Origin of the sequence: Streptomyces dryopteridis, from assembly GCF_049606955.1 — a bacterium.
GTDB lineage: Bacteria > Actinomycetota > Actinomycetes > Streptomycetales > Streptomycetaceae > Streptomyces.
The window spans coordinates 671,825-695,903 of the sequence record NZ_CP187114.1; the positions used below are offsets into that span (position 1 = coordinate 671,825).

21 protein-coding genes are annotated in these 24,079 nt (G+C 73.9%); 13 read left to right on the forward strand and 8 right to left on the reverse strand.

The genetic code is table 11. The annotated features are described in order from the left end of the window. The first annotated feature begins 12 nt into the window (after window positions 1–12). Window positions 13–1,929 (forward strand): FUSC family protein, encoded by a 1,917-nt coding sequence (locus ACN20G_RS29425; RefSeq protein WP_424216267.1) that lies wholly within the window; start codon window positions 13–15, stop codon window positions 1,927–1,929. Here the strand turns inward: ACN20G_RS29425 and ACN20G_RS29430 are convergent. The 3 genes from ACN20G_RS29430 to ACN20G_RS29440 are packed head-to-tail and all read right to left on the reverse strand — an operon-like array spanning window position 1,868 to window position 4,457. After that, window positions 1,868–2,317, reverse strand: a complete 450-nt coding sequence (locus ACN20G_RS29430) for a hypothetical protein (protein WP_424216268.1) — start codon at window positions 2,315–2,317, stop codon at window positions 1,868–1,870. The two genes, ACN20G_RS29425 and ACN20G_RS29430, sit on opposite strands and share 62 nt — an antisense overlap. Continuing rightward, window positions 2,314–2,979, reverse strand: coding sequence for an ABC transporter ATP-binding protein (locus ACN20G_RS29435; RefSeq protein WP_424217387.1), 666 nt, complete (start codon window positions 2,977–2,979; stop codon window positions 2,314–2,316). The genes ACN20G_RS29430 and ACN20G_RS29435 overlap by 4 nt, the downstream gene beginning before the upstream one ends. Window positions 2,980–3,023: 44 nt before the next feature. Next, window positions 3,024–4,457, reverse strand: a complete 1,434-nt coding sequence (locus ACN20G_RS29440) for an ABC transporter permease (RefSeq protein ID WP_424216269.1) — start codon at window positions 4,455–4,457, stop codon at window positions 3,024–3,026. A 184-nt stretch (window positions 4,458–4,641) separates the two neighbouring features. Here ACN20G_RS29440 and ACN20G_RS29445 point away from each other — a divergent pair, with 184 nt between their 5' ends. The 7 genes from ACN20G_RS29445 (at window position 4,642) to ACN20G_RS29475 (ending at window position 12,976) form a co-directional block, all read left to right on the forward strand. Then, window positions 4,642–5,304: a response regulator transcription factor gene (locus ACN20G_RS29445; RefSeq protein ID WP_424216270.1), complete on the forward strand. Its 663-nt coding sequence runs from the start codon at window positions 4,642–4,644 to the stop codon at window positions 5,302–5,304. Then, window positions 5,301–6,590 carry an ATP-binding protein gene (locus ACN20G_RS29450; protein WP_424216271.1) on the forward strand — a complete coding sequence of 430 codons (1,290 nt, stop codon included), beginning with the start codon at window positions 5,301–5,303 and terminating at the stop codon, window positions 6,588–6,590. The genes ACN20G_RS29445 and ACN20G_RS29450 overlap by 4 nt, the downstream gene beginning before the upstream one ends. Before the next feature lie 169 nt (window positions 6,591–6,759). Next, a complete protein-coding gene (gene hcp / locus ACN20G_RS29455; protein ID WP_424216272.1) occupies window positions 6,760–8,424 on the forward strand; it encodes a hydroxylamine reductase in 1,665 nt (554 codons plus the stop codon). Further along, on the forward strand, window positions 8,421–9,515 hold the full coding sequence (locus ACN20G_RS29460; RefSeq protein ID WP_424216273.1) for a 2Fe-2S iron-sulfur cluster-binding protein: 1,095 nt from the start codon (window positions 8,421–8,423) through the stop codon (window positions 9,513–9,515). Before hcp ends, ACN20G_RS29460 begins: the two co-directional genes overlap by 4 nt. A 147-nt stretch (window positions 9,516–9,662) precedes the next feature. Beyond that, window positions 9,663–10,391 carry a peptidase inhibitor family I36 protein gene (locus tag ACN20G_RS29465; protein ID WP_424216274.1) on the forward strand — a complete coding sequence of 243 codons (729 nt, stop codon included), beginning with the start codon at window positions 9,663–9,665 and terminating at the stop codon, window positions 10,389–10,391. Beyond that, entirely contained in the window at window positions 10,391–11,953 is a 1,563-nt protein-coding gene (locus ACN20G_RS29470) for a phosphodiester glycosidase family protein (RefSeq protein ID WP_424216275.1), read from the forward strand. The genes ACN20G_RS29465 and ACN20G_RS29470 overlap by 1 nt, the downstream gene beginning before the upstream one ends. 60 nt (window positions 11,954–12,013) lie before the next feature. Beyond that, window positions 12,014–12,976 (forward strand): hypothetical protein, encoded by a 963-nt coding sequence (locus tag ACN20G_RS29475; RefSeq protein ID WP_424216276.1) that lies wholly within the window; start codon window positions 12,014–12,016, stop codon window positions 12,974–12,976. A gap of 106 nt (window positions 12,977–13,082) precedes the next feature. Here ACN20G_RS29475 and ACN20G_RS29480 read toward each other — a convergent pair whose 3' ends face one another. From ACN20G_RS29480 to ACN20G_RS29490, 3 genes are all read right to left on the reverse strand, one after another. Next, complete coding sequence (locus tag ACN20G_RS29480) at window positions 13,083–13,859, reverse strand: 3-hydroxybutyrate dehydrogenase (protein WP_424216277.1); 777 nt, start codon at window positions 13,857–13,859, stop codon at window positions 13,083–13,085. 95 nt (window positions 13,860–13,954) lie between these two features. Further along, window positions 13,955–14,755, reverse strand: coding sequence for a phosphatidate cytidylyltransferase (locus ACN20G_RS29485; protein WP_424217388.1), 801 nt, complete (start codon window positions 14,753–14,755; stop codon window positions 13,955–13,957). Continuing rightward, window positions 14,755–16,512, reverse strand: coding sequence for an aminotransferase class I/II-fold pyridoxal phosphate-dependent enzyme (locus tag ACN20G_RS29490; protein WP_424216278.1), 1,758 nt, complete (start codon window positions 16,510–16,512; stop codon window positions 14,755–14,757). Before ACN20G_RS29490 ends, ACN20G_RS29485 begins: the two co-directional genes overlap by 1 nt. 209 nt (window positions 16,513–16,721) lie before the next feature. Between ACN20G_RS29490 and ACN20G_RS29495 the strand changes: the two genes are divergently transcribed. Beyond that, the gene (locus ACN20G_RS29495) at window positions 16,722–17,492 is read left to right on the forward strand and encodes an alpha/beta fold hydrolase (RefSeq protein WP_424216279.1); all 771 of its coding nucleotides are present in this window, start codon (window positions 16,722–16,724) and stop codon (window positions 17,490–17,492) included. Here ACN20G_RS29495 and ACN20G_RS29500 read toward each other — a convergent pair. Together ACN20G_RS29500 and ACN20G_RS29505 are read right to left on the reverse strand one after the other, a co-directional pair. Further along, window positions 17,462–18,112, reverse strand: coding sequence for a response regulator (locus tag ACN20G_RS29500; RefSeq protein WP_424216280.1), 651 nt, complete (start codon window positions 18,110–18,112; stop codon window positions 17,462–17,464). The genes ACN20G_RS29495 and ACN20G_RS29500 overlap by 31 nt on opposite strands. 4 nt (window positions 18,113–18,116) lie before the next feature. Continuing rightward, complete coding sequence (locus ACN20G_RS29505) at window positions 18,117–19,298, reverse strand: sensor histidine kinase (protein WP_424216281.1); 1,182 nt, start codon at window positions 19,296–19,298, stop codon at window positions 18,117–18,119. 107 nt (window positions 19,299–19,405) lie between these two features. On the opposite strand from ACN20G_RS29505, the gene ACN20G_RS29510 reads away from it, so the two are divergent. The 4 genes from ACN20G_RS29510 to ACN20G_RS29525 all read left to right on the forward strand — a co-directional run bounded on the left by ACN20G_RS29510 (window position 19,406) and on the right by ACN20G_RS29525 (window position 24,036). Next, entirely contained in the window at window positions 19,406–20,335 is a 930-nt protein-coding gene (locus ACN20G_RS29510; RefSeq protein WP_424216282.1) for an ABC transporter ATP-binding protein, read from the forward strand. An 18-nt stretch (window positions 20,336–20,353) separates the two neighbouring features. Next, the gene (locus tag ACN20G_RS29515) at window positions 20,354–21,106 is read left to right on the forward strand and encodes an ABC transporter permease (protein ID WP_424216283.1); all 753 of its coding nucleotides are present in this window, start codon (window positions 20,354–20,356) and stop codon (window positions 21,104–21,106) included. A gap of 59 nt (window positions 21,107–21,165) precedes the next feature. Next, complete coding sequence (locus tag ACN20G_RS29520) at window positions 21,166–22,065, forward strand: alpha/beta hydrolase (protein WP_424216284.1); 900 nt, start codon at window positions 21,166–21,168, stop codon at window positions 22,063–22,065. Window positions 22,066–22,356: 291 nt separating this feature from the next. After that, window positions 22,357–24,036 carry an ABC-F family ATP-binding cassette domain-containing protein gene (locus ACN20G_RS29525; protein WP_424216285.1) on the forward strand — a complete coding sequence of 560 codons (1,680 nt, stop codon included), beginning with the start codon at window positions 22,357–22,359 and terminating at the stop codon, window positions 24,034–24,036. Window positions 24,037–24,079: the final 43 nt, after the last annotated feature.

Consider the following 24,079-nt stretch of genomic DNA (forward strand, 5'->3'; position numbering starts at 1 on the left):
CCGGTGCCCGCGATGACACGCCCCGCCCGCTGGTGGCGCGAGATCCTCGCCGTCCGCCCCGTCCCCGTCGACCGGGCCCTGGTGGCCCGGGGCGCGGTAGGGATCGGCGTGCCCCTGGTGCTGGGGCAGCTCTGCGGCGCACCGGCCCTCGGCGCGGCCGCGGCCCTGGGCGCGTACGGCGCGGCCGTGGACGACAGCGGCGCCCCGTGGCGGACCCGGGCGCAGATGCTGGCCCTGCCCCAGGTGGGCGGCGCCCTCGGACTCGCCCTCGGGCACGCGACCGCCGGGCGGCCCTGGGCCCAGGTGGTGCTGCTGGCCGTCACGGCCCTGGTGTCCGGGGTCCTGTCGACGACCGGGAAGGTGGGGAACACGGCCACGTTGGTGTGGCTGTTGGCGACCGCCATGGGCATCGGCCTGCCCTCCGGCGCCCCCTGGTGGCAGACCCCGCTGCTGTTCCTGCTCGGCGGCCTGCCCCTGGGTCTGTGGTCGGTGGGGGCGGGGATCGCACGGGCCGGGCGGGACCGGCGGGCGGCCGTGGCGGCCGCGTTCCGGGCCGTCGCCGACCTCGCGGACACCCCCGGGGGCCCGGCCGGTCCGGGCGGCGGCGGGGGCGGGGGCGGGAGCGCGCGGCACGCGGTGACCCTCGCGATGGACGGCGCCTGGGAGGCCCTCGTGGGACGCCTGCTCGGCCCGCCGCGCCCCGGCGGGACCACGGCGCGGCTGTGCGCGGCGCTCGACGCCCTGGTCGAGGTCATCGCCGCCCTCCCGGGGGCCCGACGGAACGGCGGGCCCGTGCCCGTCGAGTACGGGACGCGGCTGCGGGACATCGCCGCGCACCTGGAGGCGAACGCCGATCCCGGGTCTCTCTCGCCGACCGCCCCGCACCCGCTGCCGGCCGTGCCGGTGGAGCCGGGACCGCGCGCCCTGCACGAGGCGGTGGTGGAGGCGGGCCTGCCGACGCACGGGGCCGGGCCCCGCGCCGCGCGGCTGCCGGCCTGGGTGCCGCCGCACCGCCGGATCCCCGGGACCCTGGGCGGGCGCCTGCGCGACCCCGACACCTGGGCCTTCGCGTTGCGGCTCACCGCCTGCGTGACGGTCGCGCAGGCCGTGGCCTCCTTCGGCGGGCTGCCGCGCTCGGGTTGGGTGGTGCTCACGGTCGCGCTGCTGGTCCGGCCGGGGCTGGGGACGGTGCCGGCGCGGCTGGTCACCCGGCTGCTGGGGACCCTCGCCGGCGTGGCGCTCGGGCTGCTGCTGATCGTCGTGCTGCCCGCCGGATGGCCCCGGATCGCCGCCCTGGTGCTGCTCACCGGGCTGCTCCAGGCGTACGCGCGCCGCACCTACCTCTTCCAGACCTTCTTCCTGACCCCGGTGATGCTGCTGTTGGCCGATCCCCTCGGAATGGCCGGCGCCTCGGTGCCGGAGGCACGGCTCGTGGACACCCTGGTGGGCGCGGCGGTCGCCGTGTTCGTCGGGTACCTGCTGTGGCCGGAGAACACCCGGGCCCGGCTCGCCCGGCACCTGGCCCGCGCGCACGAGCGGACCGCCGACTACCTGGACCTGCTCGCCGAGAACACCGAGAACGCCGAGAACGCCGGGCGCGTCCCGTACGCCGCGCACGCGCTGCGCCGCGAGGTGCACCGGGACCTGGCGGTGGTGCGGGCCGAACTCGACCGCCTGCGCACCGACCCGCGCCACCACACGACACTGGACGAATGGCGCGGGCACCTCGACCACAACGAGGCGGTGATCGGCGGCCTGTTGTCGGACCCGGCGCGGAAGCGGGACCCCGGGCACCGGCGCGATCTGGCGGCCGAACTGCGCCACCGGGCTCACCGGCTGCGGCGGACCGCCCGGCGGGGCGGGCGGCTCATCGGGTGGGGGTCGGGGCGCGGCACAGGGCCGCGAACCTCGCCGGGTCCACGCCCATGACCTCGGCGGCGGTGTCCGCGGGCAGGCCGAGGCGGTGGCGCAGCAGGAAGGCGTCGACCCGGTCCGCGGGCAGCCCGTCCAAGGGCGAGTCGGGGCGGTCGGGCCAGGTGCGCAGCCGGGCGGAGAACTCGCGCCAGGCGGCCCGCGTGGGCTCGGGTCCGGCCAGGAGGGCGGCCCACTGCTCGCCGAGGGAGGCGAAGACGGCGGCGACCGCCGACCGTCCCGCCTCGGGATCGCCCAGCCGGAGGGTGGCGTAGCGGCGGTAGAGCGCCGCGTGGTGGGAGCGGAACGCGCGGAAGGAGACGCCGAGGGCGGCGTCGAGGTGCCGGCGTCCGGCGCCGGTCCGGCCCGTCCCGACGGCTCCGGCGCGTCCGCTCCCCGTGTTCACGCGGCCACGAGGCGCCCGCGTTTGAGTTGCAGGACTTCGTCGCAGGCGCGGGCGACGTCCCGGGAGTGGGTGACGAGGACGACGCACTTGCCCTCTTCGTGGGCGAGGCGGCGGAAGACCCCGACGATGGACTCGGCCGTGTCGTGGTCGAGGGCGCCGGTGGGTTCGTCGGCGAAGAGCACGTCGACCTCGCAGGCCAGGGCGCGGGCGATGGCCACCCGTTGCTGTTGGCCGCCGGAGAGCTGGAGGGTCCGGCGGTGGTGTTCGGTCTTCTCCACGCCGAGGAGTTCCAGGAGTTGCACGGCGCGTCGTCTGCGTGCCCGGGCATTGGCCTTGACCCCGGTGATCTCCATGGCGGACGTGATGTTCTGCACGGCGGTCATGTAGGTGATGAGGTTGAAGGACTGGAAGACGGTGGCGGCGTGCCGGTTGCGGTAGCGGCCGAGGCCGATCTCGGTGATGTCCCGCCCGTTGAAGCGGACGGTGCCGGCGGAGGGCGAGTCGAGGCCGGAGGCGATGGAGAGGAGGGTGGTCTTGCCGGAGCCCGAGGGGCCGACGATGGCGTACATGCGGCCGGCCTCGAAGCGCTGGTCGACGTCCTTGAGGATGGTGCGGCGCCGGTTCTTGACGGGCACGGTGCGGGCCACGCCGGAGAGTTCCAGGACGGCGGGCGCGGCGTTGGCGTTGGCGTTGGCGTTCACGGTGGTCAGTCGCCCTTCGTGAGGATGTCTCGGGGGGTCAGGCGCATCACGCGGATGCCGGGCAGGACGGTGGCGACGACGGCGATGCCGAGCCCGAGGAGGCCGACCCCGGCGATGTCGGAGGGGCCGAGGCGGATGTCCATGGAGTCGATGGGATCGACCTTGGGCCCCTCGTCCTTCATCTGGCCGGTGACGCTGGACGGATCGCGTTCGGGGGTCTGCTTGCTCGCGTCCTCCTTGGCGGTGGAGACCTCGCTGGAGAGGAGGCTGTCGCCGATGGGTTGGGCGAGGGCCTGGGAGGCGACGCCGGCGATGCCGACGGCGATGATCGCGCAGGCGACGATCTCCACGAGGTGCTGGCCGAGCAGTCGGGGCTTGTTCTCGCCCATCGCGAGGAGGATGCCGAGTTCCCGGCGCCGTTCGCGCAGGGCCGAGGCGATGATCAGGGCGAGGATCGCGGTGCCGGCCAGGGCGACCAGCCAGACCGTGATGGTGGCGAAGCCCGCGGTGCGGGTGATGGGGCCGACCAGGGCCTGGTACTGCTTGTCGTTGACGGTCAGCGGGAAGATCTTGTTGTCGGCGCCCGCGGCGGCGGCGTCCTTCTTCAGCAGGTCGAGGTCGTCGGGGGTCTTGAGGCTGAAGGTGGCGGTGCGCAGGCCGGCGTCCTTGTCCCCCCGGCCCTGGAGCCGGGAGGCGCCGGCGGGGCTGACGTACAGCTTGTTGGCGGGGTCCATCAGGGCCGGGACGTAGGCGCCGGTGTCGGTGGTGCCGCTCTTGTACACGCCGACGACCTTGAAGGACAGTTCCTCCTCGTTGGCCTTCTGGCCGGGCCCCGGCATCTCGCCGACCTTGGGCTTGACCACGTCGCCGACCTTGAGGTTGTTGTCCTTGGCGACGCGTTCCTCGACGACGATCTCGTCCTTGCCGCTCTTCGGGGTGATGCCGTGTCCGGAGACGATTTTCGCGTCGCCGTTGCGGAAGTCCTTTTCCTGGGCCAGGTCGCGCACGCCGGAGGCGGAGAAGAAGTCCGTGCCCTCGCTGTTCTGGCCGGCCGGCGGGGGCACCGGCTGGTGCAGCTTGAAGGATCCGGTGGGCCGCGCGCCGGTGTCCACGGCGTAATTGCATCCGGTCACGGCGTCCGATGCGCAGATCTCGTTCACGACGCTCGTGCGCAGATCGCCCTTCTCGCCGATGGTCCCGGCCTGCCCGTTCCCGCCGCCCCCGGCCCCGCCCGAGGCGATGAGGGCGTTGACGTCGAGTTGCATCGTGGCGACGATGCCGACCTTGCGCTTCGCGTCGTCGGCGGCCCGGGCGGCGGCCGATCGGATGAGGAATCCGGAGAGCACGAGGGTGCAGATCACGGTGAAAAGGCCGATCATCAGGGCCGTTTTGCCGAGTTGGCCGGTCAGGCGCCACCAGGCCCGTTTGAAAAGGTTCATGGAAAAGACGATAACGACGGTCGTATGTGCCGAATATGTGACGGCCGGCGACCCCGGCGCGCGCTCACACACCGCTCACATACCGCGTGCGGTAAAAGTGGGGGTATTCGGGAATTCCCGCCGGCGACACCCGTCGGGAACGCCCCTGACACTCATCGTTTTCTCATCGAAGGGCGGTCCCGCCGTGCGGGTACTGATCGTCGAGGACGAGGCGCCGCTGGCCCGTCTCCTCCAACTGCGGCTGGGTCGCGAGGGCATCGCCGCGGACGTCTCGCCCGACGGGGGCGACGCGCTGGCGAAGGTCGGGGTGCACGACTACGACGTGATCGTCCTGGACCGGGACCTGCCCGTCGTGCACGGCGACGAGGTGTGCCGGCGGGTCACCGCCATGGGCACCGGCGCGCGCGTCCTGATGCTGACGGCGGCCGGCACCCTCGACGAGAAGGTCGCCGGCTTCGAACTCGGCGCCGACGACTACCTCGCGAAACCCTTCGAACTGCGGGAGCTGGTGGTGCGGCTGCGGGCCCTGCACCGGCGCAGCACCACCGCCCACGCCCCCGTCCTCGTGCACGGGGACGTCACCCTCGACCCGCACCGGCAGCGGGTGACCCGGGCCGGCGTCGAGATCCGGCTCACGCCCAAGGAGATCGCGGTCCTGGAACTGTTGATGCGGGCCGACGGGGGCGTGGTCAGCGGGGTGTTCCTGCTGGACAAGGCGTGGGACGGGCAGGCCGATCAGGGCGGCAACGTCGTACGGCTCGTGGTGCACACCCTGCGGCGCAAGCTCGGCGCCCCGCGGATCGTGCAGACCGTCGTGGGCTCCGGCTACCGGCTGAGCACCACGTGAGTCGAGGCCGCACGCCCCGGCGGGACCCTGCCGCCGCCGCCCGCGCGCCGCGCTCGCTGAGCCTGCGCGGCCGGCTCACCCTCGGTTTCTCGGCCGCGCTCGCGGTGAGCGCGGTGCTGATGGTGGGGGTGATCTACGTCGGGATCCGCTGGCTGCCCACCTACGACCTCACCACCACCGTGACCGCGCCCCCCGACGGCCACTCCACCCCCGCGCTGCAGCTGCCGGGGTACCCGTCGGCGGACCCCAGGGCCCCGGTGCGCGGCGAGAACATGGAGGGGGCCCGCTCGGCGATCCGCACCAAGGAGGACGTGTGGAACACGGTGCTGGCCGTCTCCGCCGGCGGGGTGCTGGTGGTCGCGGCGGCGGGGCTGCTGGCCGGTCGCCGGCTCGCCGGGCGGCTGCTGGCCCCGCTGAAGGACCTGGACCGGGCGGCGACGAAGGCCGCCGAGGGCGACCTCTCGCACCGGATCAACGCCACCGGCCCGCACGACGAACTGCGCCGGCTCGCCGACACCTTCGACGTGACCCTGGCCCGACTGGAGGAGTCCCTCGCCTCGCACCGCCGCTTCGCCGGCAACGCGGCCCACGAACTCCTCACCCCCCTGTCCACCACCCGCACCGCCCTCGACCTGCTCGGCGACCACCCCGACCCGGAGGAGCTCGCCGAGGTCCTGCCCATGCTCACCGAGGCCAACGAACGCAACATCCGCGTGGTGCGGGAACTCCTGCGGCTGGCCTCCGCCGAACACCTCACCTTCGACCCCGAACCCGTGGACCTGGCCGCCGTCGCCGAAGCGGCCACCGCCCCGCTGCGCCGGCGCGCGCCGGGTGCGCCGCGGGCACCGGAGGGGCCCGAGCTGACCCTCGTCGCGGACGACCCCGACTGCCTCGTGCGCGGAAACGCGGCCCTGCTCGACCGGCTGGTCGTCAACCTCGTCGACAACGCCGTCAAACACAATGTGGACGGACCCGGCGGCCGGGTCTCCGTGACGGTCACCACCGACGCCGAGGGCCCCGAGGCCCTGCCCGGCGGCAGCGTGTGCCTGGCCGTGTCCAACACCGGCCCCGTCGTGGACCCCGCCGTCGTCGACCGGCTCTTCGAGCCCTTCTACCGGGCCCGGCCCCGCGTGGACAGCGCCCGCGGGCACGGCCTCGGGCTCGCCCTCGTGCACACCGTGACCCGGGCCCACGGCGGCACCGTGCACGCCGAGGCGCGGCCCGCCGGCGGCCTGGACATCCGCGTCCACCTCCCGACCGCGCCCCCGCCCGATCCGCCGGCCTGACCCCGCGCCGGAACGCGCACCGGCCGAAAGCACCTGTTCCGCCGGATTTGACCGAGGTCAAGGATTTCGCCGGAAAAGGTCCATACGGTCCTTCTCGACGGTGTCGGATCCCGCGCCGCCCGGATCGGCCGGGCACGAGCGCGGCCGGCGAGACCCCCCGAGGACAAGCGTGTTCTGTTACCAGTGCGAGCAGACGGACCGGACCGGATCGACCCCCGGATGCCACACCAAGGGCAGCTGCGGCAAGGACGAGATCACCGCGGCCCTGCAGGACCTGCTCGTCCACCTGTGCAAGGGCATCTCGCAGTACGCGGTGCGCGGCCGGGCCCTGGGCGTGAGCGACCCGGATGCCTCGGCGTTCGTGGCCTACGGCCTGTTCTCCACCCTGACCAACGTCAACTTCAACGCCACGCGCATCGTGAAGCTGATCCACGAGGCCGCCGACGTGCGCGCCCGGGTCCGCGCCGCCTACGAGGACGCCGCCCGCGCCGCCGGTCAGGAGCCGACGGCGCCGCGCGGGCCCGCCGCCTTCGAGCCGGCCGGTGACGTGGAGGGGCTGCTCGCCCAGGCCGAACAGGCCGGGATCCGGGTGGGCGAGGAACTGGTCGGCGAGGACGTGATCGGCCTGCGCGCCTTCGTCCTGTACTCGCTCAAGGGCGTCTCGGCGTACGTGCACCACGCCCGGGTCATCGGCTACCGCTCCGACGAGGTCGACTCGGGCATGGAGGCCGTCCTCGACCGTCTCGCCGACGAACCCGCCGACGTCGAGGGCCTGTTGGCCGAGGTGCTGGAGGTCGGACGGGTGAACCTGGAGGTGATGGCCCTGCTGGACAGCGCCAACACCGAGACCTTCGGCTCCCCCTCCCCCACCAAGGTCCGCGTCAGCCCCACCGCCGGCAAGGCCGTCCTGATCAGCGGCCACGGCTTCGACGAACTGCTCGAACTGCTCAAGCAGACCGAGGGCACCGGCATCCGGGTGTACACGCACGGCGAGATGCTGCCCGCCCACGCCTACCCGGAGCTCGGCAAGTACCCGCACCTGGCCGGGAATTACGGCGGCGCCTGGCAGGACCAGCAGCAGGACTTCGCGAACTTCCCCGGCCCGATCGTGATGACCTCGAACTGTCTGATCGAGCCGCTGCCCGCCTACAAGACCCGCACGTTCACCACCGGCCCGGTCGGCTGGCCCGGGGTGCGCCACATCGACGACCACGACTTCCGCGGCGTGGTCCGCGCCGCCAAGGCCACTCCCGGGTTCCCCGAGACCGCGCCCGAGGAGATCATCACGATCGGCTTCGGCCGCAAGGCTCTGCTGTCGATCTCCCAGAACATCATCGACGCGGTGCACTCCGGGGACATCCGCCACATGTTCCTCATCGGCGGCTGCGACGGCGCCGCCCCCGGCCGCGACTACTACACCGACCTGGCCATGGCCACCCCCGCCGAGTCCGTGATCCTCACCCTCGGCTGCAACAAGTACCGCTTCAACCGGCTCACCCACGGCACCACCCCGGGCGGTCTGCCCCGGCTGCTCGACGTGGGCCAGTGCAACGACACCTACGCGGCCGTCCGCGTCGCCCAGACCCTGGCCACGGCCCTGGACGCCGACGTCAACGACCTGCCGCTGACGATCATCCTGGCCTGGTTCGAGCAGAAGGCCCTCGCCGTCCTCAGCACGATCCTGTACCTGGGGCTGCGCAACGTGCGCACCGGCCCGACCGTGCCCGCGTTCGTCACCGAACCCGTGTGGGACATCCTCGTCGAGCGCTTCGGGCTGCGGACCAGCCGGACGGCCGAGCAGGACCTCGCCGAGGTGCTGGGGACCGCCCGATGAGCGCCCCCGCGGCCGTCCCCGCCGGCGCCCCTGTCCCCGCCTCCATGCCGCTGCGCCTGACCACCCTCGACGGGCAGACCATCGAGGCCGACTGCGCGCCGGGGCAGTCCGTGCTGGACGCGGCGGCCGACGCCGGTCACCTGCTGCCGTCCCTGTGCCGCAAGGGAACCTGCGGGGCCTGCGTGGCCACCGTCACCGAGGGGGAGTACGCGCACGGGCCGCACAGCCCGGAGGCGCTGAGCGAGGACCGGGCCCGGGCGGGCGGGGCACTGCTCTGCCGCACCTATCCCGAGGGGCCGTTGACGATCAGTCTGCCCTACGAGCGTTCCCGGGTGCTGACCGGCCGGATCGCCGAGCGCACCGCCGTGGTCACGGTGCTGGAGCACCTGCCCGGGGACCTGGTCCGGCTGGTCCTGCGATTGGACGAGGATCCCGAACTGGGCAGCGGCGCGGAGTTCGAGCCGGGCCAGTTCGCGCAATTGCGGATCCCGGGCGAGGAGGTCGAATCCCGGGCATATTCGTACGCGAACGCCCCCAATTGGGACGGCGAGCTGGAGTTCTACGTCCGGTTGCGGCCCGGCGGGCATTTCTCGGGCTGGCTGCGCGGGAACGCGGCGCTCGGGGACCGGCTGACCGTCCTGGGGCCCCAGGGCGCGTTCGGTCTGGTGGAGACCGGGCTGCGGGCGCGCTGGTTCGTCGCGGGCGGCACCGGTGTCGCTCCCCTGCTGTCGATGGCGCGGCGCATGGCCGAGTTCGGCGAGGGGCACCCGCTGCGCTTCTACAGCGGCGCGGACACCGCCGAGTGGCTGTGCGGCGCGGAGGCGGTGGAGGCGGTGCGCGGCGAACTGCCCCAGTTGGAGACGGTTTTCTCGGTGAAGGAGCCCGTGCGGCGTCCCGGTCACCGGCGGGGGCGGATGATCGAGGCGATCGTCGCCGACCTCGCGGAGCTGCGGGCGGCCGGCCGGCCCGACCCCGACCTGTACATCTGCGGGTCGCCCGGTCTGATCGACGCCGTGGAACGGGCCGCCGCCGAGCACGGCGTGGCTCCGGAGCGCGTCCTGAGCGAGAAGTTCGCCTCCTCCGCCGTGTGACGGAGGGTGGTGAGACGACCGGCCCGAGGGGGGTCCGGGATATGTCGCAATGCGGCCCGAATTCGACGGTAATTGGCTCGATACCTTCGGACCTCTTAGGGAAACCCCAGGTCAAGCGAGGGAAAAGAGTCTGTCAGACTGCCTGCCGTGAAGATCACACTATCGCGGGGCTCCCTCGTCGTGGGGGCTCTGGCGTTGCTCTGTTCCCTCCTGTTCGCCATGCCGACCACCGCGTCGGCCTACGAGAACTGCGACGCGAACACCCTCTGCCTCTACGACCAGGAAGGGGGCCAGGGCACCCCGGAGAAATCCGCCGCCCGGTCCCTCCTCTCCATCCCCCTGAGCAGCAACCAGGGGAACTCGACGGCCCGCTCCGTCGACAACAACACCGCCTCCTGGCTGTGCCTCTACGCCGACGCCTACTACGGGGGCACCCTCGAAGCGGTGCGGCCCGGGACCAGTACCGACCTGACCGGCGCGCTGCGGGGGAACGTCAGCTCCTACAAGCTCGCACCCTCCAAGGGCCACTGCTTCACCGGCTTCGAACGCTGCGAGCAGGGCAAGCTCTGCATCTTCGCGGAGGAACGGGCCAGGGGCGGCATGTACGCGACGGCCACCTCCCACGACGGCTACGCGCCCGTCTGGCAGGACCGCGTCCGCTCCGTCGTCAACAACACCACCCGGTACGCCTGCTTCTACTCCACCCCCGCCCCCGAGTCCCAGCCCCCCAACACCCCCCGCCCCGGCGGCTGGTGGGACTCCAACGGCACCTCCTACCGCGCCTACAAGGTGATGCCGGGCGACAGCACCACGCTGCCCGAGCCGTTCACCAGGTCCTTCCGTTCCCACGAACTCACCGACAAGGAGACCTGCTGATGACGCCCGACGCTCCCCGGCGCCCGTCCCGCGCACGCCGTCGAGGCCCGGTCGTCGGCGCGGCCGTCACCCTGAGCGCGGCCCTGCTGGTCGCCACGCCCGGCTCCGGCAGCGCGGCGACCGACGAGCCCTCGTTGCTCGACGCCTGGAAGGAGACCGCCCGGTACACCCTGGCCACCGGCGTGACCTACGTGCGGTACACGGAGCGGGCCGCCACCCTGGGACGCCAGGCCCCGCGCGAGATGAACGTGGTCATCGCCGACCCGACCCTGGGCGCGACCCGGCTGGAGAGCACCGTGGGCGGCGCCGCCGCCAAGGCCGAGACCGTGGCCGCCCAGCTCACCGCCGTGAAGCCGGAGCGCCCGCTGGCCGGGATCAACGGCAGCTTCTTCAAGGGAGAGCCCCCGCACGGGGACAGCATCCAGTTCCTGGGGACCGCGGTCCGTGACGGCCAGGTCAACGGCACCGGCTGCCTGAGCGGCAGCCAGGCCGTCGTGCTCCAGCACGGCCTGCCGTACATCTCCAAGCTCCGCGCGACGGTGACCCTCCAGGTCCGCGACGCGTCCGGCGCCGTCGTCGCCACGCGCCTGCTCGACGACGTCAACCGCGACCCCGGTCGCGGGATCGGCTGCGCACGCGGCGAGGGCGACGTGCCCAAGGAGATCACCTACCCCTCGGGCTCCCTGGACGTGTTCCTCGACGGGGACGAGATCGTCGCCTTCAACGACTCGTACAACCTCGCGACCCCCACGAAGAACCGCGACACCCACCCCGAGGTGACCACGGACGACGCCCCCGGGTACGAGGTGACCGTCAACGACACGGGCGCCTTCACCGCCCCCAAGGACTCGAACGGCCAGTGGGTCACGGGACGGGGCGGCAAGAACGTCGCGACCGGCGGATTCGTCCTGCAGGCCGTGGGCGCGCAGGCCGAACAGTGGCTCAGGACCAACCTGACCCCCGGGCGCACCCTCGCGCTCAAGAACGAGGTCGCCGACCTCGAATTCCCCGACAACCACATCGCGCTCGACGAGTCCGTGGACATCGTCTCGGGCATGGCGCACCGCCTGCTCGACGACGGCGTCGTGGACACCACCGCCCTCACGTGCGCCCGCGTCTTCGACTCCACGGGCGTCAAGTTCACCCCGGCGAAGGGCTGGACCCCGGCCGCCGGCGACCACTGCCGGGACTCCCGCACCGCGCTGGGCGTGGACGGCAAGGGCCGCACGGTCATGGCCACCATCACCGGGCGGCGCGAGGTCCTCGACGCCCAGGGCAAGGTCGTCGACCCGACCGGCCCCAAGGACTACTCCGGGGTCGACGGCGCGTTCATGGGCGAGTTCGCCGAGCTCCTCAAGATGCCCGAACTCGACGTGTTCGACGCGATCAACCTCGACGGCGGGGGTTCGACCACGTTGTACACCCTCGACAAGCGCCAGACGGGCATGACCGACATCGACGAGCAGCCGGACAAGACGTTCCGACGGGTCGAACGCCCCGTGGCCGACGCCGTGTACCTCACCCGCGGCGGCTACGGCATCGCCGGCGGCTCCCTGCCGTAGGCCCCGGGCCGCGCCCCGCAGTGCGCGTCCCCTCGAAACGATCCCGAATGGAGCATCACCATGCCCTCTGACACCTCGCGCCTCATGGGCCGGCGCGGCCTGCTGACCGGCGGGGCCGCGCTCGCGGCCGGCGGCGCCCTGTCCGCGGCCGGCGCCACTCCGGCACGGGCGGAGTCCTCGCCGACCCCGGCCGCCGATCCCTACCTGCCGACCCTGCCCCACCAGATCGAGGCCGAGCAGATGGTCGACTATCTGCGCACGCTGCCGATCGACCCCAAGGACGAGAACCCGGCCAACAAGTACAAGCTCGCCGGGGACACCCGGACCACCGTGCTGAACTGGGGCCGCCCCGGCGTCGTCGCGGAGTACCGGGCGCTGGCCCAGTGCTCGACGTTCGTGACGAAGACGCTCATGCGCGCGTACGGGGAGGACGTCCCCGGCGGGTGGGCCACGGACGCGTACTTCCGCCAGAACTTCTTCCCGAACGCCCCGACCGGCGGCGGCAAGTGGGCCCCGAGCGCGGAGGAGTTCCAGGCCGGTTTCAAGCGCGCCGCGGACATCCTGAACATCCAGCAGGTGACGAAGCCGGTCAACCTCCGGCCCGGCGATCTGGTCGCGATCGACTACAACGAGCCCGACAGCCCCTACACGGGCCACATCGTCATGATCCGCGAGGCCAAGGGCGTGTTCCGCAACAGCGTCGTGGACGCCAAGCTCGGCGCCAACGTGACCCCGCGCATCTTCGAGGTCATCGACTGCACCCACGTGCCGCACGGCGACCCGGAGGACGGGACCCTCGCCACCTACGAGGCGTTCCCCGACACCCGCCGCCGGCCGACCGTGGACGCGTCCGGGAACGTGACCGGCTGGGTGTCCGGGACCGGTGTGGGCTACGGCCACATGATCTTCTACTCGGACAACACGACCGGTCTCTTCGCCGGGTACCGGTGGAGCGTCAACTCCCCCACCCCGCACCCGGTCTCGGCCCGCCCGATATCGGCCGGCCGCGTCTACCTCGGCTGACCCGCGCACCGGCACACCGGACGACACCGGCCGCCCGACCCCCCGTCCGGGGCCGGGCGGCCGTCGGGGTTCAGGCGGCCGTCGGGGTTCGCATCGGCGGCCGGGGTCAGGTGGCCGTCCAGCCGCCGTCGAGGGGGATCGTCGCGCCGGTGACGTACGAGGTGTCGGGGCCGCACAGCCACAGCGCGACGGCCGCGACCTCGGCCGGTTCGACGAGACGTTTCAGCGGCGGGCGGGCGAGCAGCACCCGGGCCGGGACCTCGGCGGGGTCGATGCCGTGCGCGGCGGCCTGGTCCGCGATCTGTCCCTCGACCAGCGGGGTGCGGACGTAGCCGGGGGCCACGCAGTTGCTGGTCACCCCGTGCTCGGCGCCCTCCGCCGCGGTGACCTTGCTCAAACCCTCCAGCGCGTGCTTGGCGCTCACGTAGGCGGCCTTGAAGGCGCTGGCCCGGGCGCCGTGCACGCTGGAGACGTTCACGATCCGGCCCCAGCCGCGCGCGTACATGTGCGGCAGGGCACGGCGGACCAGCAGGAACGGCGCGGTGACCATGACGCGGTGGATCCGCTCGAAGCGTTCGGGCGGAAACTCGTGCAGGGGCGCGACGTGTTGCAGGCCCGCGTTGTTGACGAGCACGTCGACCCCGGTGGGCAGCCGTTCGAGGGCCTCGGGGTCGCCGAGGTCCACGGCGTGCGCGTGCCCCCCGACCTCGGTCGCGACCTCGGCGGCGGCCCGCGCGTCCACGTCGACCACGTGCACCTCGGCGCCGGCGCCGGCGAGCGCCCGTGCGCAGGCCCGCCCGATGCCGCCGGCGCCGCCGGTGACGAGGGCGACCCGGCCGGCGAGGGGACGCGGGAGGGCGGGCGGGGGCTGGATATCGGTCATGGCCGGACGGTACGCACGCGCACCGGTCCCCTCCCATGACGCGGGCCACCACATCCGCGGGCCTCGAGGTGGCGGCCGGCACCATGCGGGCCCGCTCAGGTCAGGAGGAGCAGGACGGCCAGGGCGAGGAGGAGGGAGTCGAGGCGGTCGAGGAGGCCGCCGGATCCGGCCAACCAGTGGGCGGAGTCCTTGACCCGTGCCCCGCGCTTGACCATGGATTCGAGGAGGTCCCCCGCCGGGGCGCCGACCGCCACCGCCAGTGCCGTCGGCAGGGTCAGCGCGGACAGGGCGGCGAGCACCCCGAGGGCCGCCGCCGCGCCGGCCAGCGCGCCGCTCCACCGCTTGGCCGGGGAGAGCGGCGACAGGTGCGGCCCGCGCAGGCGCGGACCGGCGGCGAACGCCACGATGTCGCCCACCGAGACCGCGAGGAACAGCGCCAGCGCGGTCGTGCCGAGGGGGGCCAGGGCGGCGAGCACGCTCAACCAGACCAGGCCGAGCAGTCCGGACCCGAGCCGGCGCAGACCGCCCTCGGAGTCCCCGGTCAGCAGCGGGACGGCGGCGATGGCCAGCGCTCCGATCCCGGCCGCCCGCGCCTCGTGCCCGGGGGCGAGCCAGGCGGTGAGCACCACGGCACAGACTGCGGCGGCCAGGACCGCCCGGTCCGGACGGGGCAGGCCGGTCAGGGCACCGTACTCCAGCGCCGCGACCACCGCGATCACGAGCGCGAGGGCGCTCACCCCGGGTGGCCCCCACCAGAACGCGCCCACGACCACGGGAACCGCGACGGCCCAACAGCACCAGCGGATCAGCAGTTCACGGCGGCGGGTGAGGGCGACGGCGATCCCGCCCGCGGCCAGGGCCCCGCCGAGGAAGGGCACGAGGACGGCGAGGTCGATCACCGGGCGCGGCCGGCGTCGACGGGCCGTCCGGCCGCGGAGCGCAGGGCCTCCAGCGCCGCCCCGTAGGCCGCGACGATCCGCGCGTTCTCCGCCGTGTCCCGGACCGCGACGCGCACGGTGCGGCCCTCGTACTGGGGTGAGAGGGGGGAGAGGTCGCGCAGGTGGACCTCGTGCCGGCGGCACTCCCGCACCAGTTCGGCGGCGCTCGGCCCCTCGGGCGGCAGGACGAGGCTCAGGAAGTTGGCCACGCCCTCGTCGACCGTGACGTCCTCGTCCACGCGGGCCAGGTCGGCGGCGAGTTCGCGGCGCAGGAGGTGGGTGCGGCGCCACTGGGTCGCGTAGTACGCGGGGTCGCGCAGGGCGGTCACGGCGGCGAGTTGGGCGGGCAGGCTCACCGTCCACGGCGGTGTCCACCGGCGCAGCGCGGCCGCCGTGGCGGGCTCGGCCACGAGGAACGCGGCGCGCACCCCGGACAGCGCGTACATCTTGGACAGCGAGGTGCAGACCACGACCCGCGGGTCCGCGGCGGCCAGGGGGGCGAGGGACTGCGCCGGGTCCACGTAGCCCAGGTACGCCTCGTCGATCCACCAGCGGGTCCGGGCCGGGGCGCCCTCGACGAGGGTGCGCAGGTCGGCGGCGCAGGCGTGGCGGCCGGTGGGGTTGTTGGGGTTGACCACGACCACCAGGTCGTACGCGCCCGCCTCGACGACGGCGGCCAGCCGGGCGAAGTCGATCCGCCAGTCCTCCGCGCGGTACAGGCGGAACCGGTCCACCCGGCAGCCGATCACGTTCTCGGTGACGTGGGCGTACTCCCCGTACCCCGGGTCCAGCAGCAGCACCCGGCTCTCGGGGGTCAGCCACCGGCCGAAGGCCCTGAAGATCAGGTCCGAGGAGCCGGCCCCGGGCACGAGGGTCTCCGGCGGCAGCGACCGGGAGTGCGCGATCTCCGCGAGCATGCCCTCGGCGCCGGTGGGCGGGGAGGTGCGCGCGCACCAGGCGGGGTCCTCGGCGAGCGCGGCGCGCACCCCGGGGGCGGGCGGGAACCAGGCGTCGAGCACGTCGGCCGCGACGACCTCGTGGCGCCGGTGCAGGGTGCGGAAGTCCGTGCCGATGGCGGTGAAGGAGGCGCCGCCGTGTTCGCAGCCGTCGGGTCGGGGGGTCCGGTCGGTGTCCAGCCGCCAGTCCACCTCGGCGCCGAACCGGGCGAGGAGGGCGCGGTGGCGGTCCGCGGCCCGTCGGGCCAGTTCGGTGACCTCGCCGGTCAGCACCTCGAAGCTCACGGCCCCGCTGCGGACGGTGCGTCCGACGGGCCGCAGGCCGACCGCGAGGTACATGTCGAGGAGTTCGGTGCGGCCCATCGCCACGAGGGTGCGGCCGCCCCGGGAGGAGACCCAGCGCAGGGCCGCGTACATGAGGAAGGGGGCCACCGCCGTGCCGCGCCACCGCGGCTCCACGGTGAGGACGCGCACCTCGAAGGCCCCGCCCTCGGACAACTGCGGCAGTTCCTCGCGGGTCAGGTACTTGTCCAGGCCGTAGCGCCCCAGCCAGGGCGGGGTCAGGCTGACGAAGCCCATGCGGTCCGGCCCCCGGGCGGCGACGAGGTACACGTTCTCGCCGTCGAGCCCGTCGTACAGGCGCCCCTCCGGTCGCGGCGCGTGCTGTCCGAGCTCCCCGGCGTACACGCGGTGCCTCAACTCGTGGATCCAGTCGAGGTCCTCGGGGGTTGCGGCTCGGATCTGCAGGTCGCGACTCATCCACGTCTCTTTCGGCACGGGGGAGGTCCCCCTTCGGGTACGGAGGCGGGCACGCACGCCGTACCCCCCGTCGGAGACTCGCTCCGTGGGAGATCATCGCGGCGTGGCGGTACCCGCGCATGAGCACGTGTACCCGAGTACCCGAGCCCTTCGCCCCCTCCCGTCCCATTCCCCCACAGCCCACACGGTCGCAGCGCTAGCGTGCGGGCATGGCGAATTTCGTGTTGGTGGCGGGGGCGCGGCTCGGGGCGTGGGCGTGGGACGAGGTGGTGCCTCGGCTTCGTGCGGCGGGTCACGGCGCGCACCCGCTCACCCTGTCCGGGCTCGCGGAGCGACGGGGTGTGCCGGTGGGGCGGCGCACCCATGTCGAGGACGTGGTGGCGGCCGTGTCGGGGGCGGGGCTGCGGGAGGTGGTGCTCGTCGGGCACAGCTACGCGGGGATCCCGGTGGGCCAGGCGGCCGGCGCGCTCGGCGGGCGGCTCGCGCACGTGGTGTTCGTGGACGCGGACCTGCCGGTGGAGGGTGCCTCGTTCCTCGACGCGTGGCCCGAGGAGCGGGCCGGGGTCGAGGCGGCCTTGGCGGCGCACGGGGGGTGGTGGCCGGGTCCGGGGCCGGAGCACTACGCCGGGGAGGATCTGACGGATGCCCGGATCGCGCGGATCGTGGCCGCCGCCACCCCGCACCCCGGTGTCTCGCTCACCGAACCGGCGACCCTGCCCCGCCGGCTCTCCACCCTCCCCGCGACCTACGTCACCTGCGCCCCGGAGTCGGACGGCGCGCCCGGCTCGGTCGTCTCGGCCGAGCCGGATCCCGGTCTGCCCCGGGGCCCGCTGTGGCGCCATGTGCGGATGGCCACGGGGCACTGGCCGATGTTCTCCCGGCCCGAGGAACTGGCCGACGTCCTCCTGTCCGTCGTGTCCGACCCCGACGGCCCCCGGTCCGGCGCGGTTCAGGCGGGGGTGACGAATCCCGACTCGTAGGCGGTGATCACCGCCTGGGTGCGGTCGCGGGCTCCGAGTTTGGCGAGGACCGCGCTGACGTGGGACTTGATCGTCTCGGTGCCGACGAGGAGTTCGCGGGAGATCTCCGCGTTGGTCAGGCCCCGCGCCATCAGCCGCAGCACCGACTCCTCGCGTTCGGTGAGTCCCGCCCGGGCGAGTCCCGCCCGGGCCTCGCGGTTGCCGTATTCGGCCGCGAGGGCCCGCACCGCGGCGGGGAACAGCAGGGTCTCCCCTTCCGCGACCAGCCGGACCGCGTGCACGATCTCGGCCGGTCGGGCCCGCTTCAGCAGGAATCCGTCGGCTCCGGCCCGCAGCGCCTGGTACACGTACTCGTCGTTCTCGAAGGTGGTGACGACGAGGATCTTCGGGGGCGCGTCGACCGTGCGCAGCACGGCCTTGGTCGCCTCGATCCCGTCCATGAGGGGCATCCGCACGTCCATGGCGACCACGTCCGGGCGCAGTTGTCGCACGAGGGGGATGACGGACGCCCCGTCGGCGGCCTCGCCGACCACGCGGATGTCGGGTTGGGCTTCGAGGACGGCGCGCAGTCCCGCGCGGACCAGGGGTTCGTCGTCGACGAGCAGTACGGTGACCGGCATCGGGTCAGCGTATTCGGTCCACCGGCAGTCGCACCCGCACCCTCCATCCGGTCCCGTGCGGGCCGGTCTCGGCCTCGCCTCCGAGGAGTGCGGCCCGTTCGCGTATGCCGCGCAGTCCGCTGCCGCCGCCCGTCGTGAGCCGGGGCTCGTCCGGGAGGGGGTTGCACACTTCCAACAGGAGTTCCTCGGACCCGGCGGCGAGCCGCACGGTGATCGGGACGGGGCCGTTGTGCCGCAACACGTTCGTGAGTGCCTCCTGGAGGATCCGGTAGCCCTCGCGGGTGACCGGGCCGGGCAGGTCGGCCGTCGCTCCGTCGAGGGTCACGTCGACCTCGGCGCCCGCGGCCCGCGCCGATTGCCACAGGCGTTCCGCCTCCGCGAGGGTCGGCCGGCCCGACGGGCGGCCGTCGGCGGGTGTTTCGCGCAGGACGCGCAGGACCCGTTCCAGGTCCTCCAGCGCGGCCCGCCCGGTCTCCTCGATGGCCCCCAGGGCGCGGTCGGTGAACTCCGGGTCCCCGCTCGCGCGGGCCGCGCCCGCCTGGAGGACGGCCACGGTCAGGGCGTGTCCGATGGAGTCGTGGAGTTCACGGGCGATGCGGGTGCGTTCCAGGAGTTGTTCCGTGCGGGCTTCGAGGGCCGTGAGCCGTTCGCCGGTGGAGGGGCCGAGGAGCAGTCGCGCGACCCCGGTGATCAGGTCGCCGAGGAGGATCACGGAGAGGACGAGCAGGACCGGCGGGAGGAGGGCCAGGGGCAGGGCGAGCCACCGGGGTGGGAGGAGCGGGAGCACCGACTCCCCGCCGAAGGGGTGCCCGAAGCCGATGGCCGCGAGTTCGACGGTGACGAGGGGCAGCCACACGGTCAGGGCCCCCGCGACCCCGCCGACGACCAGACGCAGTTCGAGCCAGAGCAGGGTGCGCCACCGGTCGGGCCATCGGGTGGAGGGGGCGACGGTGATCCCGCTCTCGTCGGAGTGCCGGTCGCAAGAGGTCAGCAGGAACCGGGCCTGGGTGCCCTCGGCGAGGCGCACCCACGGGAGGAAGGCGAACGGTATGACGATGAGCAACGGCATCCACGGCCAGGCGGGTTGGATGTACATCCACACCGCGAGCAGCAGCAGCGGAACGCACAGGTGCACCCATCGGGTGTAGGTGAGGGGCCTGAACGCGGCCTGCAGGACTGTGGACATGGGCTCATCCTGCCGGCGGGCCGGGCGGGGGCCCTCCCCCGTACGGGGGAGACGGTACCCCCCGGCGGGGGATGAGGAGCGGGGTGCGTGGGGGCGAGTCTGTGGTCATGAAGCCCATCGAGTTCCGCGAACTGACCAGGGTCCACGGCTCCCGAGCCATCGTGGACCACCTCACCTGCACCGTGCGGCCCGGCCGTGTCACCGGGTTCCTCGGACCCAACGGGGCCGGCAAGTCGACCACCCTGCGCATGCTGTCGGGACTGACCCGGCCCACGTCCGGAACGGCGACGATCGGGGGCCGCCGGCACGTCGACCAGCCCGACCCGATCCGCCGGATGGGCGTTCTGCTCGACCCCCAGGCCGCCCACCCCGGCCGGCGGGCCCGCGATCACCTGCGGGTGCTCGCGGCCTCCCACCGTCTCCCTCGGGCCCGGGTGGACGCGGTGCTGGAACTCGCGGGCCTGGAATCGGCGGCGCGGGACCGGGTCGGCACCTTCTCCCTGGGCATGCGGCAGCGCCTCGGGGTCGCGGCGGCCCTGCTGGGCGACCCGGAGGTGCTGGTGCTGGACGAGCCGACCAACGGACTGGACCCGGAAGGGATCGTCTGGATACGGGAGTTGATGCGCTCCCTGACCCGTGAGGGACGCACCGTCCTCGTGTCCAGTCACCTGATGGCGGAGTCTGCCGCGTTCGTGGACCACGTGATCGTCCTGGGGCGCGGCAGGTTACTCGCCGACAGTTCCCTGCCGGAGTTCCTCGACTCCCACAGCACGCCCCGGGTCCGCGTCCGGACCTCCGAGCCCGCGCGGTTGGCGACGGCGGTCACCGAGGCCGGTTTCCACATGACGCGCGCGGCGTCCGGGAGTTGGGTGATCGAGGGCATGCGGGCGCGGGACCTCGGCGACCTGGCCGCCTCTGTGGGAGCGGCGCTGTCGGAGCTGTCCGACGAGCGCGCCTCCCTGGAGGAGGCGTACCTGACCTTGACCGCCGAGCACGCCGCGTTCGCGTCCCGCGCCCGCTCCACGACCGACGCCTGAACCCGAAAGGACCCCGGGATGTCCCACCCCGCCCTGCCCACCCTTCCCGTCGTGCACGGGGAGTGGCTCAAGACACGCTCCACCCGCGCGGTGCTCGCCACGCTCCTGTCGATCCCGGTCGTGACGGTCGGAATGACCCTGATATCCACCCTGGCGACGGCCGACGCCGAACCCGGGGCCCTCGGGGACGACCCCTTGCTCGCCGCGTTCTTCGGCATCAATTTCGGTCAGGTCGCGGCGGTCGCCTTCGGCGCCACGGCCGTCGCCGGAGAATTCCGGGACGGGGCGTTGCGCCTGTCGTTGATCACGGTCCCCCACCGCGTGCGTTTCCACCTGTCGAAGATGCTCGTCATCGGCGGCCTCGCCCTGGTGGTCGGGGAGTTCACCGGGCTTGCGACCTTCCTGGCGGGTCAGGCCGCGATGGGGGAGGCGGCCCTGTCCCTGGGCGACCCGGGGGCGGCGCGGGCGGTCGTCGGCGCCGGCGTCCACCTGGCGCTGCTGGCCCTCCTGTCCGCCGGTCTCACCACCCTGCTCCGCAGCGGAGCACTGGTCCTGGGCCTGCTGATACCGGTGCTGCTGATCCTGCCCTTCGTCGTCGGGCAGGTCGCGGGAGGACTCGGCCGCTTCATGCCCGACAGGGCGGGCCAGGCGGTGTTGCGCTCGGTCCCCGGTGAGGCGCTGGACCCGTGGACCGGCCTCGCCGTGGCCGCCCTCTGGTCTATCACCGCCCTGGCGGCCGGCCTCGTCGCCCTGCACCGCCGCGACGCCTGATCCACCACGCGTACGATCACGCGTGTCGGCGTCACGACACGCGCACACGGGGGTGGGGCATGGGATCCGTCGAATCGGCGTTGGGTCTGGGACTCAACGGGCTCTCCTGGGCCTCCGCCCGGCTCGCGGCCCGCGTCGCCTACGGCCTGTTCCACCGGCCGCTCGTCCACGCGCCCCTGCGCCCGGCCGAGGAGGAGCTGCTGCGGGAGGCACACACCGAGCACTTGCGGATCGGCGGGCGCCACGTGGTCGTCCACCGCTGGGGCGACGGCCGGAACCCCGTGGTCCTCGTCCACGGTTGGCGATCACGCGGCACCCGGTTCGCCTCATGGATCGTCGAGTTGACCCGCCGGGGCCACAGCGTGCTCACGTTCGACGCCCCGGGCCACGGCGACTCACCGGGCCGGTCCACGACCATCCACGACTACCGGCAGGTCCTGACGGCCCTCCACGCACGGTACGGCCGGTTCCACGGGATCGTCGCGCATTCCCTGGGGGTCCTGGCCACCGGGCACGCCCTGTGCCACGGGGTGCGGGTCGAGCGGGTGGTGGCGGTCGCGGGGGTCTGCGACTTCTCCTACCCGGTGGCCCTGTTCTCGGACACGCTCCGGCTGCGCCCCCGCCTGCGGCACGCCCTGCGCCGCCGGATCGCCCGGACCCTCTTCCCCGACGCACCCCTCGACGCGGAGTTCTTCTCGACGGCGGAGCGGGCCCGGGAGCTGCCCGGGCGGTGGCTCCTCGTCCACGACGTGCTCGACGAGGTGGTCCGGCCCGCGCAGGCGCACAGGCTCGCCGGGGCCCTCGGCGACCGTGCCCGCCTGGTGGTCACCGAAGGGCTCGGGCACCGGCGGATCCTCGGGGATCCCGACGTGGTCCGCGCGTCCGTCGCCTTCCTCTGCGCGCACGCACCGCTCCCGGCCGACCCACGAGCGACACCCGACCTCGACGCCGCGCGCTGAACGAAGGGACGAAAAAGGCGTACGCGTGCGCGGCGGGCGTCCGGTACGGTCTTCGCATGGGCAGTTTCCACTTCTTCCTCTGATTCCCGGGTTCCGGGAACACGACGCGCCACGACCGTCGCGACCGCCGCCTTCGGCGTGCCCGCGCGCGACGGTACGAACGGCGCGAGCCGCGCACGCCGACCTCGGTCACCTGCGCCGGCCCCGCCCGTGTTCCCACGACGTGCCCACTGCCCCACGCGGCCCCACCCCTACCCGGGTCCGGCCGCCTCCACGTCAGGGAAGAACCCCGTGCGCGACCACGCCTCCCACCCGTCCCCCCATCGATCCGCCGACCGCTCCCAGCTCGCCGTGCGCGACCTGTACAAGGAGTTCGGTACCCGCCGGGTCCTCGACCGGGTCTCCTTCACGGTCCGTCCCGGTGAACGCGTCGCCGTCGTCGGAGAGAACGGCTCCGGAAAGTCCACCCTCCTGCGGCTCCTGATCGGCCTCGACTCCCCCGACGGCGGCGAGATCACGCTCCGCGCGGCCGGGGGCGTGGCCCACCTCGCCCAGACCTCGGCCCTCCCCCCGTCCGCCACCGTCGACGACGCCATCGACGCCGACCTCGCGGAACTCCGCGCCCTGGAGCGGGACCTGCGACGGGCCGAGGAGTCCCTGGGCACGGCCACGACCGAGCAGCTCACCGCGTACGGGGCGGCGCTGGAGGAGTTCGCGGCACGCGGCGGGTACGAGGCCGACGCCCGGGTCGCCGCCGCGCTCGACGGGCTCGGCATCGGCGCGATCGCGCGCGACCGCCCGCTGGGCACCCTCTCCGGGGGCGAACGGGCCCGCCTCGCGCTCGCCGGCGCCCTGTGCTCGGGCGCCGAACTGCTGCTGTTGGACGAGCCGACCAACCATCTGGACGCCGATGCCGTCGCCTGGCTCGGGCGCCGGCTCGACACCCACCGGGGCACCGTCCTGCTGGTCACCCACGACCGCGCGTTCCTGCGCGCGTACGCGAGGACGATCCTGGAGGTGGACGCCGACAGCCGGTCGGTGCGTCGCTACGGGGACGGCTGGGAGGGCTACCGCACCGCGCGGGCCGCCGAGCGACGCCGATCGGCGCAGGCCCATGACGAGTGGCGGGAGGAGACCGAACGGGCCCGGGCCCTGGTCGACGCCGCCGGTGGCCGGCTCGCGAGCACGGGCAAGGACCCCCGTCAGGGCTTCGGCAAGCACCGACGGTCCTCCGAGGCCAAGCTCTCCGGGCGGGTCCGGGCCGCCCGGGCACGCTTGGAGGAACTCCTCGGCGCTCCCGTGCCCGCTCCCCCGCTCCCCTTGTCCTTCGCCGCCGACCTCCGCACCGACACTGCCCCCGCCGACCCGGTCACGGGCGGCCCGCCGGAGCCCGTGGTGGAGGTGCGTGACGTGACGGTGGGGGACCGACTGCGGGTGCCCGCCCTGCGGGTCCCGGCCGGTGGTCGGCTGCTGGTGTCTGGGGCGAACGGGGCCGGCAAGACCACGCTGTTGCGGCTGATCGCCGGGGTGCGGGCCCCGGACACCGGGGTGGTGCGGGTACGGGCCCGGGTCGGGTGGCTGGCGCAGGACCCGGCGCCGCTGCCCGTCGACCCGGGCGCCACCCTGCTGTCGGCGTACGCGGCCGGCCGCCCCGGGCCCGCCGCGGACCACGCGGAGGAACTGGTGGGCATGGGGCTGTTCCGGCCCGAGGACCTGGAGCTGCCCGCCGGGACGCTGTCGGCGGGGCAACGGCGACGGCTGGAACTCGCCCGTCTGGTCTCGCGCCCGGCGGACCTGCTGGTGCTGGACGAGCCGACCAACCACATCGCGCCGGCCCTCACCGATGAGTTCCAGGAGGCGCTGACCCGCTACCCGGGGGCGGTCGTCCTGGTCACCCACGACCGGGTCCTGCGCGATGCCTTCCCCGGGGACCGCCTGCACCTGGCGGCCGGGCGGCCCGTCGCCGCGTGAGCCGGGGCCCGGCGCGGCACCCGGGCGTGCCCCCGGCGGGGCG